Below are 13,079 nucleotides of genomic sequence, written 5' to 3' on the forward strand. Positions count from 1 at the left end.
GATGGATTTAAAAAAATTACTTGATATAAAATACCCGATTTTACAAGGGGGAATGGCACATATTGCAAAGGGAGAGTTTGCTGGAGCGGTCTCAAGTGCTGGCGGTTTAGGTATTATTGGGTCTGGTGGAATGGATACTTATGAACTAAGAGAAAATATAAGGGCATTGAGGAATATAACAGATAATCCCTTTGGGGTAAATTTGATGATGCTTAGGCCTGATATTGATGAACTAATTAAAGTTCTTTTAGAAGAAGATGTAAAGATCATAACTGTTGGAGCGGGAACATATGAAAAATTTGCTGACAAATTTATAAGCAAAAATATTAAAGTTTTGCCAGTAGTATCATCGCCAATTCAAATAAAAAGATATGAAGCACTTGAACCTATTGCTTTTATAGCAGAAGGTTTAGAGGCTGGAGGACATATAGGGCAAATGACGACTATTACTCTCATTCCTCAAGCCATAGCACAAACTAAAAGACCGATTATAGCAGCTGGAGGCATAGCTTCTGGTAGAGAAATTTTTGCAGCAGAAGTTTTAGGAGCAAGTGGAGTACAAATAGGAACAGGATTTTTATTCACTAAAGAATGTCCAATTCATGAAAATTATAAGAAGCTATTATTAAAATCAAATTCATCAAAGGTAACTGTAATTGGAAATATAAATGGAATACCAATGCGAGTCTTAAAAAATAAAATGACAAGAGAATATCAAAAACTTGAGAGGAATAATTCTACTTTAGAACTTGAAAACTTCACTCTTGGCAGACTTAAAAAAGCTGTAATTGAAGGAGATGTAGAAAATGGATCTGTAATGACTGGCTTATCTGTTGGATCCTTTAATTCAATAATATCTGTCAAGGAATACATTGAAAAATTAATGAGTGAATATAAAGAGATAAAAAATGAGTATAAGAATAAAAGATAAATATATAGAAATACCAATTATTCAGGGAGCCATGGCGATTGGTATGTCAAGTAAAGACTTGGTAGGAGCAGTAGCAAATAGAGGAGCAATAGGCACTTTATCAATGGTAAATCCAGGTTATGCACAAAAGGATTTTTTGAAAAATCCCTTTGAGGCAAATAAAAGAGCCTATATAGAAGATTTAAAATTTGCAAGAAAAAAGTCAAAAGGAAGAGGACTCATACTGACAAATTTAATGCATGTTGTAGAGAGGTTTGATGAATATTTAGAGTTTTTAAATAGTACAGATGTTGATGGTGTAGTTGTAGGAGCAGGACTTCCCCTTGAATTGCCAAAATATATTTCAGAAGAAAAAATAATTGGTCCTATTGTATCATCTGCAAGAGCTCTAAAGATTATCATGAAAAAATGGGAAAAGTACAAAAGGAAACCAGATTTAATAATTTTAGAAGGGCCGAAAGCTGGTGGGCATCTTGGATTTAAAAGAGAGGATTTAGAAATAGACATTCTTGACGAGTTGCAAAAAATTATTAAATTAGTAAAAGATATTCCGATTTTCGTTGGAGGTGGTTTTGGCACTCCACAAGCTATGAGAGAAGCTTTAAGAATAGGAGCAACTGGAGTTCAAATAGGAACGGGTTTTTTATTTACAAAAGAATCGGGACTGCCAAAATCTGCAAAAGAAAAAATTTTAAATGCAAAAAATAAGGGAAACCTTAAAAATGTGATACTGGAGAGTCCTGTTGGTTTACTTGCAAGAGGCATGGAAAATAATCTTGTTAAACAAATGAAATCAGAAAAAATTCCACCTAAGCATTGCCTTTCATGTATAAAAACTTGTAAAAGAAAAGATACAAATTATTGTATAAGTGAGGCTCTTATAAATGCCGTAAAAGGCGATATAAATAAAGGATTATTTTTTGCAGGAACTGATATCGAAAACATTGAAAGAGTTAGATCTGTAGATGATTATATAGACTGGTTATTGGAGGAGAAATGAATAAAATAGGAGTAGTTTTTGGAGGTCAAGGCTCTCAATATGAAAATATGGGCAGAGTCTTTTTAAATCATCCAAAAACAAAAAATATATATGAAGAGATTTCTGAATATGAAAAAATTATTTTAAATGGAAGTCTGGAAGAATTATCTAGGACTAAAAATCTTCAACCAATAATGCTTGCTTTTCAAATTGCTGCACTAGAATTCTTGAAAAAGGATGAGAATATAGTTGCAACTTGTGGATTAAGTCTTGGAGAATACGCAAGTCTTGTGTTGGCAGGATCATTGTCATATAAAGATGCACTTTTTCTTGTTAAAAGAAGAGGAAGTCTTATGCAAAACGAAAGCCAAAAATACAATACTAAGATGCTTGCAATTTTGAATAAAAACGAAAATGAAGTAGAAAATCTTATTGCAAATTTTTCTTACCCTGATAAAATCTATATTTCAAATATAAATAGCCCAAAGCAGGTTGTAGTAGCTGGAGATAGGGAAAATATAGATTTATTTAAAGAGTACTTAAATAAAGAAAAAATACGCTCTATTGAAATGAAAGTAAGTGGAGCCTTTCATACATGCTATATGGAAAATGCTGGAGAAAAATATTTTGAAGAGTTAAAAGAAATAGAATTTGAAAAACCTAGGATAAATTATTATTTAAATTTAACAGGGGAAATATATAGTGGAGAAGACTTAAGAATGGTTTTATCAAAACATATATACAATCCCGTAAGACTTTTTGATGATATAAAAAACATGATAGATGATGGAGTGGATAAGATTATAGAGATCGGTCCAGGAGATGTAATTTCTAAAATAATTAGAAAAAATTTTAAAGAAGTTCAAGTAATTTCTCTTAAAAACGAAGAAGAAATAATTAAGAGGTGAGCAATGGAAAATAAAAAATATGCACTTATAACAGGTGCTAGCGGAGGTATTGGAAGTGCAATTGCAAGAAAGCTTGCAAGGGATTATAATTTAATCCTTCATACAAGAAGTAAGATAGACAAGATAGAAAAACTAAAAAATGAATTAGACACAGAAGTTATTTGTATAAGTGCAGACCTATCCAAGTTTAAGGATTGTGAGAAAGTTTTCAATATATGCAGAGAACAAAATCTTGAAGTAGAAGTTCTTGTAAACAATGCTGGCATGACTTTAGATAATTTAATTTTTAGGATGAAGGAAGAAGAATTTATAAAAGTAATCGAAACAAATTTATATTCTGTTTTTTATCTTTCAAAATTATTTGCAAGACCTATGATGAAAAGAAAAAGTGGAAGAATAATAAATATTTCATCTATAAGTGGAATTAGAGGTAATGCTGGACAAACGAATTATAGTGCATCAAAAGCTGGAATCATTGGTTTTACTAAGGCACTGGCTAAAGAGCTTGCAGCAAAAAATATTTTAGTAAATGCAGTTGCACCAGGTTTTATAGATACAGAAATGACAAATAATTTAGATGATGCAGTTAAAGAAGAAATTTTAAGAGATATTCCATTAAAAAGATATGGAAAAGCAGAAGATGTAGCTGATCTAGTTCATTTTTTATCAAAAGAAGAATCATCATACATAACTGGTCAAGTTATTTCAGTTGATGGAGGAATGAATATATGAGAGTTGTAGTTACAGGTTTTGGTGCCTTAACACCGATTGGATCAACAAAAGAAGAACTTATAAGTGCCATGCGTAATTGCAAATGTGCTATTGATGAAATCACACATTATCCAATAGAAGATAGAGTAGTTACCCTTGCAGCTGAACTTAAAGATTATGCTGCAGATAAAGAGTTTTCTAGGAAAGAAATAAATAGACTAGATAGAGTAAACCAATTTGCAATGATAGCTGCAAAAAATGCGATGAAAGATTCAAAACTTTCAAAAGAAGAAATAGAAAACAAGCGAGTTGGAGTTTATATAACTTCAGGGATTGGTGGACTTAGAACAATTGAAGAAGATCATTTAAGAGGAATGAATAGGAGTTTCGACAAGTTAAGTCCTTATTTCATACCAAAGGCAATAATAAATTCCGTAGGAGCAAATGTTGCGATAGATTTAGGCGCACATGGTTCTTGTTTATCTATTGTTACTGCTTGTGCATCATCTACAAACGCAATTGGAGAAGCTTATAGAGCAATAAAAGGTGGTTATGAAGAAATTATTTTTGCTGGAGGAAGCGAAGCATCGATTACTGAACTTGGAATTGGTGGATTTACATCAATGAAAGCCCTTAGCACTTCTAAAGATAAAAACAGGGCATCAATTCCCTTTGACAAGGATAGAAACGGATTCGTAATGGGAGAAGGAGCTGGAGTTTTAGTTTTAGAAAGTTTGGAATCAGCTTTAGAAAGAGGAGCAAATATAATTGCAGAACTTGTCGGCTACGGTGTTAATTGTGATGCCTACCATATAACATCACCATCACCTGATGGAAAATTTGCAACAAAAGCAATTTCAGATGCTATAAAAGATGCTGGGATAAAAGTAGATGAAATAGATTATATAAATGCCCACGGAACTTCAACATTTTTAAATGATAAGATTGAAACTCTTGCAATAAAAAATGTATTTGGAGATAGAAAAATCAAAGTATCATCATCAAAATCTCAAATTGGACACTTACTAGGAGGATCTGGTGTTGTTGAATCAATACTTTCAATTTTGGCAATGAATGAAAATTTTTTACCTCCATTGATAAATTTTAAAAATAAAGATCCAGAATGTGAACTTAATTTTGCTCTAGAAGCAGAAGAATATGATATAAATTACTTCCTCAAAAATTCACTTGGTTTTGGAGGACATAATGCAGCCTTAATTTTTAAGAGGTATTAATATGGAAATAAATTTTAATCAATTAAAAGAAATCTTACCACATTCCTATCCCTTTATAATGGTTGACAAGATCATTGAAATGGACAATAATAAATATGCAAAGGGAATTAAATCAGTATCTGGCGGAGAATATTATTTTCAGGGACATTTCCAGCAAGAAGCTATAATGCCTGGGGTTCTTCAAATAGAAGCAGTTGCTCAAGTTGGAGCAGTAGCACTTTTAAAAGAAAATCCTAAAAGACTTGCTTTGCTTGGAGGAATAAAAAATGCACGCTTTTATAAGCCAGTAAGACCAGGAGATTATTTAGTAATAACTTGTGAAATGATAAAAATAGTAAAAAATCTCGGTATAGGAAAGGGAAATATCACAAGAGACGGAGAAATGGTGATGAGTTGTGAAATATCCTTTGCATTAAGATAGGAGGAAAAATGTACAATAATTTGGAAAAAATATTTGATGAAGTGTATGAAAAGTTTAAGCTGAATTTATACAAGAATATGTTTGCAAACCTACAAGATAGAGAAGCAACTTTGACAGCAACTGAAACATTTACCATAGAAGTTATACATGCATTAAATAGACCGAGGGTAAGTGATGTTACTGAATTTCTTGAATGCTCTCATCCAAATATTGCTTATAAAATATCTTCTCTAATAAAAAAGGGATATCTTAAAAAAGTTCAATCCGAAGAAGACAGAAGAGAATATTATCTAGAATGTACAGAAAGATTTTATGAATACTACAACATGAAAAACTCTTATATAGAATTAGTTTTAGATAGACTTAGAAAAAGAGTTGATAAAAAAGATATAGAAACTATGGAAAAGATTCTTGAAATTATGAGTGAAGAACTTATGCCAGAAGTGACTAAATTTATAAATTCTAGAAATGATGACAAGATTCCAATTGGTAAAGAATAGTAAAATTAGATTTGTAATTTTAACGAAAAACTAAGCATTTAAGCAAGCGAAAAATATTTAATGCAAAAGAGTTGTATAAAGGACTTTTAATGTTTTAAGCAGAAAACAAAAACAGCTTTCTTATATTGAAATTAGAAAAATCCAAGTTTTGATGCTGAGAGGGGAATATTAAAAAATCAAACTTTATAAATTTAATCCTATTATATAAAGAATTGATATAATATAGATGATAAAAAATATCAATTGGAGGATTGCATTTATATGTTTAAAAGTTTTTTTGAAAATGTTGTTAAACCAAAAGAAAGTTTTTCTGGTAGATTTATGCTAAAAAATATGAATAAAGGTCATGAAAAATTAGCAAAATGGGGAAGAAGTTTTTTGCAAATTTATAAAGAAGATATCATCTTGGATTTAGGTTGTGGTGGTGGACGCAATATAGAGTATTTTTTGACAAAAGCTTGTAAAGTTTATGGAATTGATTATTCAAAGGCAAGTGTAGAAATGGCGAGTTTTTTAAATAAAGATGCAATAAAAGCTGGAAGATGCAAAATCATTGAAGGAAATGTACAAAAAATCCCTTTTAAAGATAAATCTGTAGATATTGTTACAGCTTTTGAAACCATATATTTTTGGAATAATATAGAGGATTGTTTCAAAGAAGTCTATCGTGTATTAAAGGATGATGGACAATTTTTAATTTGCAACGAGGGTGCATTTAGAGAACAAAAAAATATAAAAAAATGGGCTGATATGCTAAATTTTGAAGTATATTCTCCTACTGATTTAACAAAAATGTTATCAAAAATTGGATTTATTTGTGAATATCATTTGGATGATAAAAAACAATTAGCCTTTATAGCTAAAAAACATAAATAATCTTAACATTTATTAGCATCTATTTTTATACTTAAATCTAAGAGGTGGCAGTAGAGGACTTTTAGAGAAAATATTCACCCTAAAGTGTATAGGCAAATCAATAAACAAAGTTAAAGATGAGGAGAAAATATCTTCTTCATCTTTTTTATTTTACAGAAGGACTTTGGGAAAAGATGTCGATGAATTTACTGCTCTATGTTTTTTGTGTAAGAGTTTTATCCGAAAAACCAGCCAGCTTTCCTTGCAATTCTATCGAAAGACTGTACCTAATATTATATATTTTTGTTTTTTTACGAATACAATGTATCAAAAAAGACGAGGATTTTTATTTTCCTCGTCTTTTTTGATACATTTTTAATAGCCTATTTTAGTTGATCTTTCTATATAGACCAATGATTTTTCCCAATATATCGACTTTATCGAAGTAAAAAGGTTCCATTGTGTCATTTTCAGGTTGAAGTCTATATCTATTCTTTTCTTTGTAAAAAGTTTTAATAGTTGCCTCGTCATCGATTAAAGCTAAAACTTTTTCACCATTTCTAGCAGAATTTGTCTTCTCAATGATCACATAATCACCATCAAAAATTCCTGCATTAATCATGCTTTCTCCTTTGACTTTTAAAATAAAAAGTTCTTTATTTGAAACAAAGTCAACTGGAAGAGGCATAGTGTCTTCAATATTTTGAACAGCTAAAATAGGAGCACCTGCTGTTACTCGCCCAACAATTGGAACGTCAACAGTTTTCTTTTTAAGCATAAGGATGTCATCATCCTGTGGAATAATTTCTATAGCTCTAGTTTTTGATGCGTCTTTTTTAATATAATTTGTTGATTCTAATTTTTCAAGAGCATAGTATACAGTAGAAGTTGATTTAATGTTACAACCAGAACAGATTTCACGAACAGTAGGTGGATAGGATTTTGATTCAATAAATCTTTTAATAAAAAATAAAATTTCAAGATCTCTTTGGTTTAGATCTTCGTACATAATTTACCTCCTTGTATTTTTATATTAATAATACCACATTTAAACAAATATTTCAAACTGTCGTTTAAAATATTTATATTTTACTTGACATTATAAAACTTTTGTTGTAACATTTGTTTAGAACTTATATTTGACACTGCTGTTTGATACTGAAGTTTAAACTTATTGCGAACAAAACATTTGAGGTGATTTTATGAAAAGAATTATTATTAACAAACCAAAGGTTTTTTTATTTTTATTATTAATATTTATTTTTAATTCAGGTCTAATTATAAAAAATTTTGAAGATAAAAATTTTAAAACGAAAGAGGAAATTGTTATACAAGTTTACACTGTAAAAAAGGGTGATACTTTATGGACAATTTCTGATAATTATGAATGTAAAAACAAAATGAAATTCATTATGGAGATTGAAAAGCTTAACAATATCTCATCTTATGATATTAAACCAGGTTACAAATTAGCCATTCCAATCTATAAAAATAAATAGATAACATGCATACACATACTTTTCTGTTTGACTTATGCTTTTAAAAGATATACAATAATTTTAAGGCTTATGCCTTGAAAATGATTTTAAATTTGAAACATGAAAACTAAATAGGGGGTGTGTATGAATGGGTTTTAATGCTTTAACTATTATTATCGGTATTATTGGTATAGCCTTTGGTTATGCCATTAGAAAATATATTTCTGAAGGAAAACTTAAAAATGCTGAAGAATTAGCTAATAAAATGATTTATGATGCTGAAAATCAAGCACAGACACAAAAAAAAGTTTTGCTTGTTGAAGCTAAGGAAGAAATTCAAAAATTGAGATCTGAGCAAGAAAAGGAAACTAAGACTAGAAGAGCTGAAATAAAAGAAATGGAAGAACGTGTTTTATCTAAGGAAAAGCTTTTAGATAAAAAATCCACTCAAGTTGAGCGTAAGGATGAAAAGCTTAACAGGAAACTAGAGGGTCTTAGAGAAAAAGAAGAACAAGTTGATGAAATTATTAAGCAAAGAGAAGCAGAACTTCAAAGGGTTGCTGGTCTTACTAAAGATGAAGGCAAAGAAATTTTACTCAATGAATTAAAAAAAGAAATTACTAATGAGTCAGCACTTATTATCAAAGAAAATGAGAATAGAATAAAAGAAGAATCCGGAAAATATGCTAGAAATGTAATAGCACAAGCTATTCAAAGATGTGCTGCTGATCAAGTTGCTGAATCTACTGTGGCTGTTGTAAACCTTCCAAATGATGAAATGAAGGGAAGAATTATAGGTCGTGAAGGTAGAAATATTAGAGCTATTGAATCAATAACTGGAGTAGATTTAATTATTGACGATACTCCAGAAGCTGTTGTATTGTCTTGCTTTGATCCTATAAGAAGAGAGATAGCAAGAGTAGCTTTAGAAAAACTTGTAAATGATGGCAGAATTCATCCAACTAAAATCGAAGAAACTGTCGAAAAAGCCAAAAATGAAGTTGAAACAATTATAAAAGAATCAGGCGAACAAGCGGCTTATGATGCTGGAGTTCACGGGCTTCATCCAGAAATTATTAAATATTTAGGTAGACTTAAATATAGAACTAGTTATGGACAAAATAACCTTAAACATTCAGTTGAAGTTGCTGAAATTGCTGGAATTTTAGCTGGCGAAATTGGTGCTGATGTTAAACTAGCTAAAAGAGGTGGACTTCTACACGATATAGGTAAATCCGTAGATAGAAATCTAGATGCTCCACATGTTGATATTGGAGTTGAAATTGCAAGAAAATATCACGAATCCGAATATGTTATTAATGCAATTCAGTCTCATCATGGTGATGTTGAGCCAAACTGTGTTGAATCAGTATTAGTTCAAGCTGCCGATGCTATTTCTGCAGCAAGACCTGGTGCAAGACGTGAAACAGTTGAATCTTATATTCAAAGGCTTGAAAAACTAGAAGAAATTGCAAATGAATTTGAAGGTATTGAAAAGTCTTATGCTGTTCAAGCTGGTCGTGAAATTCGAATAATAGTAAAACCTGAAAAAATCTCAGAAGCAGAAATTACTATTACTGCTAGAGATATAGTAAAGAGAATAGAGTCTGAACTAGATTTTCCTGGACAAATTAAAGTTAATGTTATTAGAGAAACTAGGGCAGTTGAATACGCTAAATAATTAGGAACCTGACTTATGTCAGGTTTTTATTTTTATAGGGGGTGAGAGATTGATAAACTCTAACTTAATTGATGATTTCTTAGATTATATGAAATCTACAAAGGGATCTTCAGAAAACACTGTTAAAGAGTATTATTATGACTTAAGAGTCTTTGTAAGATTTATTAAAAAAAGGAAGAATTTAGTTGATGATTCTATAAACTTTAACGATATAGCTATTGAAGACATTACTCCAGAGGTCTTGGAAAGTGTTACTAAACAAGATATATATGCATATAATGCTTTTTTAGAAAGAGAAAGGAAAATTTCCAATAGGTCTAAATTTAGAAAAATTTCATCTATTAGAAGTTTTTATAATTATCTTTCTAAAAAGATCGAAATTATTAATAAAAATCCACTAATTGATATTGATATGCCTAAATTTGAAAAAACTCTTCCAGTATATTTATCCTTAGATCAAAGTTTAAATCTTTTAAAAACTATTGAAAAATCTAATATAAAGCCAATTTATAAAAAAAGAGACTACGCAATAGTCACATTGTTTTTAAATTGTGGCATGAGACTTTCTGAGCTTGCTGGGATTAATATTTCTCACTTGAAAGATGATAACACATTAAAAGTAATAGGAAAGGGAAACAAAGAGAGGACAATTTATCTCAATGAGGCTTGTGTTTATGCCATTAATGAATATTTAAAGATTCGACCACAAATAAAAGATGATGCACTATTTTTATCAATGAGACAACAAAGAATGAGCAATAGATCAATTCAACACATGATCGAAAAGCATATGAAAAATTCTGGTTTAGACACAAATAAATACTCAGTTCACAAGCTTAGACATACTGCAGCTACATTATTATATGAATATGGAAATGCCGATATAAAGTCTCTACAAGAGATATTAGGACACGAATCTGTAAGCACTACAGAAATTTACACACATGTAAATAAAAAAGCACTAAAAAAAATGGTTGATTCTAATCCACTTTCAAAAGTTAAGGAAAAATAAATTTATAATAATAAGGAGAAAATATGAAAAAATTAAAAAAATTTGCATTTGCAGGAATTATGATTATGGCACTAAGTACATCTGTTTTCGCAGTTGGAAAATTACCAAAGGAAGCTTTAGATAAAAATATTAACATTTACATTAATAATAATATTCAAACAATTCCAGAAGACATGGGGAAGGCATATCTCGATAAAAATACCAATAGAGTTATGGTGCCAATTAGATATATTTCTGAAAACATGGGTGCACAAATTAATTATTATCAAAAAAAAGAAACAAAAACTAGTGGCATTTTAATTGGTGCCGTAGATGTATTAGTTGAAATTGACATCAATTCAACAAAGGCAAAAGTTAATAAAGAAGGGATAGATAATACAGTTGATTTAGATTCTCCAGCAATATTATACGATGGAAGGACTTACGTTCCAATTAGATTTATATCAGAAACACTAGGGCTTAGTGTAGATTGGAAAGATGATTCTGTTTATATTTCTGGTAAATTTAAAACTAAAGGAAAAAGATATAATTACGAAGAAGATAATAAAGAATCTAAAGTAAATGAAAGCAACACAAATGCTACAAATAGAGATGAATCTTCAAAAGAATTGAAAACACCAATTGATACAGTACAAGATAAAAAATCATCATATTCTATTTTTTAAAACTAATAAATTGTAAATAATATTGCAACACTTAAATTAAAATAAGTTAGTGCAATATTAAAATTGAGTTCTATATTCATCACAAGAAGTTGCAAAGGCATATTCTAATAATAAGGAGTATTTATGAAATTTATAAATGATAAATTAGAAAATTTAATTATAAAGTGGAGAAGATATATTCATGAGAATCCTGAATTATCTAATCAAGAAGCAAATACTGCAAAATATATTAAAGAAGAACTTAATTCTTGTACTAATATTAATTTTAAAGAATTAACTAAAAATAGTGTTATTGGTTATTTAAAAGGGAAAAATGATGGACCTACAATAGCACTTAGAGCAGATATAGATGCACTTCCAATAGAAGAAGATACAGGACTGACATTTTCTTCAAAAAATAAAGGAATTATGCACGCTTGTGGACATGATGCACACGCTGCAATGTTAATGGGTGCTGCTACTATCCTTAACGAAATGAAAGATTCAATAAATGGGAACATTAAATTTATTTTTCAACCAGCAGAAGAAGAGCAACCAGGTGGAGCAATACCATTAATTGAAAAAGGTGTATTAGAAAATGTCGATATGATATTTGGACAACATATAATGGTAATTGGAGATTTAGAACCAGGAACAATTGCTATTAATAAAGGAGCATTTATGGCATCTGGAGATATTGTTGAAATAACTATAAAAGGTAAGGGAGGACATTCTTCCGCTCCAGAACAATCTATAAATCCCATTATTATAGGTCAGAAAGTTATTAGCTCAATTAATGAAATCAATAATTATATACTCAGTCCTCATGACGTATCATCAATTGCTATATGTAAATTTACATCAGGAAATGCTCCTAATATTATTCCTGAATATGCAACCTTATCTGGATCCATTAGAACTTTTGATAATAAAAATAGAGATCTTATAGAAAATAAAATAAGAGATATCCTCGATGGTGTGTGTAAAATATATGGTGCAAAATATGAGTTAAACTATATTAGAGGATATGATCCTGTTATAAATGATGATTTAGCATCAGATATTGTTATAAATACAGCTATAGAACTTTTTGGCGAGGAAAAAATATTATTTACAAAGCCACTAATGGCAAGTGAAGATTTTTCCAGTTATTTAAATGTTAAACCAGGTGCTTTTTTTATTTTAGGCGCAGGAACAATAAAAGACGGATATAGCTCATTAAATCATAGTCCTGGTTTTAGAATTGATGAAAGAGCTTTAAAATTTGGCACTGAAATGTTGGTTAATATCGCTCTAAATGCTTTAATAAAAATTAAATCTTATTTAAAGAATTCAATAATATAACTTGATTAAATATAAGCTTTGAATTTAATTACAAGGTTGGGGAAAATAGGTATGTTCAAAATAATCATAGAAAAGTCAATCTAAAGAACGCAAAAATAGTCGCAAAATAATAATTTTGTGACTATTTTTTATGATTTTACATCTTTTTCAGTTAAAACTATTAAAATTTACATTTTTTACAAATTTCTTAATTAAGTTTTATTAATTATAAATTAGCATCAAAATAAATACTGTTGTTAAGTTATCTTATCTAATTATGTTAAAGTCCATATTTTTAAGTAAAATTCATAGTACAATGTTTTAGTTTCTTTGTTTGCTTAATTTTTTAATATTTTTTAATGAGTTAAATTCTTATTCTTTTTTGTAACTATAAACTCTAA

The 13,079-nt window shown here is 29.5% G+C and carries 14 protein-coding genes; 13 read left to right on the plus strand and 1 reads right to left on the minus strand.

Going from position 1 to position 13,079, the window contains the following annotated elements:
* Position 1 precedes the first annotated feature (1 nt).
* From BIV18_RS00835 to BIV18_RS00870, 8 genes are all read left to right on the plus strand, one after another.
* A complete protein-coding gene (locus tag BIV18_RS00835) occupies positions 2 to 931 on the plus strand; it encodes an NAD(P)H-dependent flavin oxidoreductase (RefSeq protein ID WP_075658781.1) in 930 nt (309 codons plus the stop codon).
* Positions 909 to 1,931 carry an NAD(P)H-dependent flavin oxidoreductase gene (locus tag BIV18_RS00840; RefSeq protein WP_075658783.1) on the plus strand — a complete coding sequence of 341 codons (1,023 nt, stop codon included), beginning with the start codon at positions 909 to 911 and terminating at the stop codon, positions 1,929 to 1,931. Before BIV18_RS00835 ends, BIV18_RS00840 begins: the two co-directional genes overlap by 23 nt.
* The gene (locus BIV18_RS00845; RefSeq protein ID WP_075658785.1) at positions 1,928 to 2,818 is read left to right on the plus strand and encodes an ACP S-malonyltransferase; all 891 of its coding nucleotides are present in this window, start codon (positions 1,928 to 1,930) and stop codon (positions 2,816 to 2,818) included. The genes BIV18_RS00840 and BIV18_RS00845 overlap by 4 nt, the downstream gene beginning before the upstream one ends.
* Positions 2,819 to 2,821: 3 nt before the next feature.
* Positions 2,822 to 3,550 carry a 3-oxoacyl-[acyl-carrier-protein] reductase gene (fabG, locus tag BIV18_RS00850; protein WP_075658787.1) on the plus strand — a complete coding sequence of 243 codons (729 nt, stop codon included), beginning with the start codon at positions 2,822 to 2,824 and terminating at the stop codon, positions 3,548 to 3,550.
* The gene (fabF, locus tag BIV18_RS00855; RefSeq protein WP_075658789.1) at positions 3,547 to 4,764 is read left to right on the plus strand and encodes a beta-ketoacyl-ACP synthase II; all 1,218 of its coding nucleotides are present in this window, start codon (positions 3,547 to 3,549) and stop codon (positions 4,762 to 4,764) included. Before fabG ends, fabF begins: the two co-directional genes overlap by 4 nt.
* A gap of 1 nt (position 4,765) precedes the next feature.
* Complete coding sequence (gene fabZ, locus BIV18_RS00860) at positions 4,766 to 5,185, plus strand: 3-hydroxyacyl-ACP dehydratase FabZ (protein ID WP_075658791.1); 420 nt, start codon at positions 4,766 to 4,768, stop codon at positions 5,183 to 5,185.
* Between the two features lie 8 nt (positions 5,186 to 5,193).
* Positions 5,194 to 5,685 (plus strand): MarR family winged helix-turn-helix transcriptional regulator, encoded by a 492-nt coding sequence (locus BIV18_RS00865; protein WP_075658793.1) that lies wholly within the window; start codon positions 5,194 to 5,196, stop codon positions 5,683 to 5,685.
* A gap of 261 nt (positions 5,686 to 5,946) precedes the next feature.
* Complete coding sequence (locus BIV18_RS00870; protein ID WP_075658795.1) at positions 5,947 to 6,561, plus strand: class I SAM-dependent methyltransferase; 615 nt, start codon at positions 5,947 to 5,949, stop codon at positions 6,559 to 6,561.
* Between the two features lie 367 nt (positions 6,562 to 6,928).
* Here BIV18_RS00870 and lexA read toward each other — a convergent pair whose 3' ends face one another.
* Complete coding sequence (gene lexA / locus BIV18_RS00875; RefSeq protein ID WP_075658797.1) at positions 6,929 to 7,549, minus strand: transcriptional repressor LexA; 621 nt, start codon at positions 7,547 to 7,549, stop codon at positions 6,929 to 6,931.
* Between the two features lie 193 nt (positions 7,550 to 7,742).
* Here lexA and BIV18_RS00880 point away from each other — a divergent pair, with 193 nt between their 5' ends.
* The 5 genes from BIV18_RS00880 to BIV18_RS00900 all read left to right on the plus strand — a co-directional run bounded on the left by BIV18_RS00880 (position 7,743) and on the right by BIV18_RS00900 (position 12,699).
* On the plus strand, positions 7,743 to 8,039 hold the full coding sequence (locus BIV18_RS00880) for a LysM peptidoglycan-binding domain-containing protein (protein WP_075658799.1): 297 nt from the start codon (positions 7,743 to 7,745) through the stop codon (positions 8,037 to 8,039).
* Positions 8,040 to 8,166: 127 nt separating this feature from the next.
* Positions 8,167 to 9,699 carry a ribonuclease Y gene (gene rny / locus BIV18_RS00885; protein ID WP_075658801.1) on the plus strand — a complete coding sequence of 511 codons (1,533 nt, stop codon included), beginning with the start codon at positions 8,167 to 8,169 and terminating at the stop codon, positions 9,697 to 9,699.
* A gap of 49 nt (positions 9,700 to 9,748) precedes the next feature.
* Entirely contained in the window at positions 9,749 to 10,711 is a 963-nt protein-coding gene (locus tag BIV18_RS00890; protein WP_075658803.1) for a tyrosine recombinase XerC, read from the plus strand.
* 23 nt (positions 10,712 to 10,734) lie between these two features.
* Positions 10,735 to 11,376: a copper amine oxidase N-terminal domain-containing protein gene (locus BIV18_RS00895; RefSeq protein ID WP_075658805.1), complete on the plus strand. Its 642-nt coding sequence runs from the start codon at positions 10,735 to 10,737 to the stop codon at positions 11,374 to 11,376.
* Positions 11,377 to 11,499: 123 nt separating this feature from the next.
* Positions 11,500 to 12,699: a M20 metallopeptidase family protein gene (locus BIV18_RS00900; protein ID WP_075658807.1), complete on the plus strand. Its 1,200-nt coding sequence runs from the start codon at positions 11,500 to 11,502 to the stop codon at positions 12,697 to 12,699.
* Positions 12,700 to 13,079 lie beyond the last annotated feature (380 nt).

The sequence above is a fragment of the Peptoniphilus grossensis genome, assembly GCF_001940285.1.
Lineage (GTDB): Bacteria > Bacillota > Clostridia > Tissierellales > Peptoniphilaceae > Peptoniphilus_A > Peptoniphilus_A faecalis.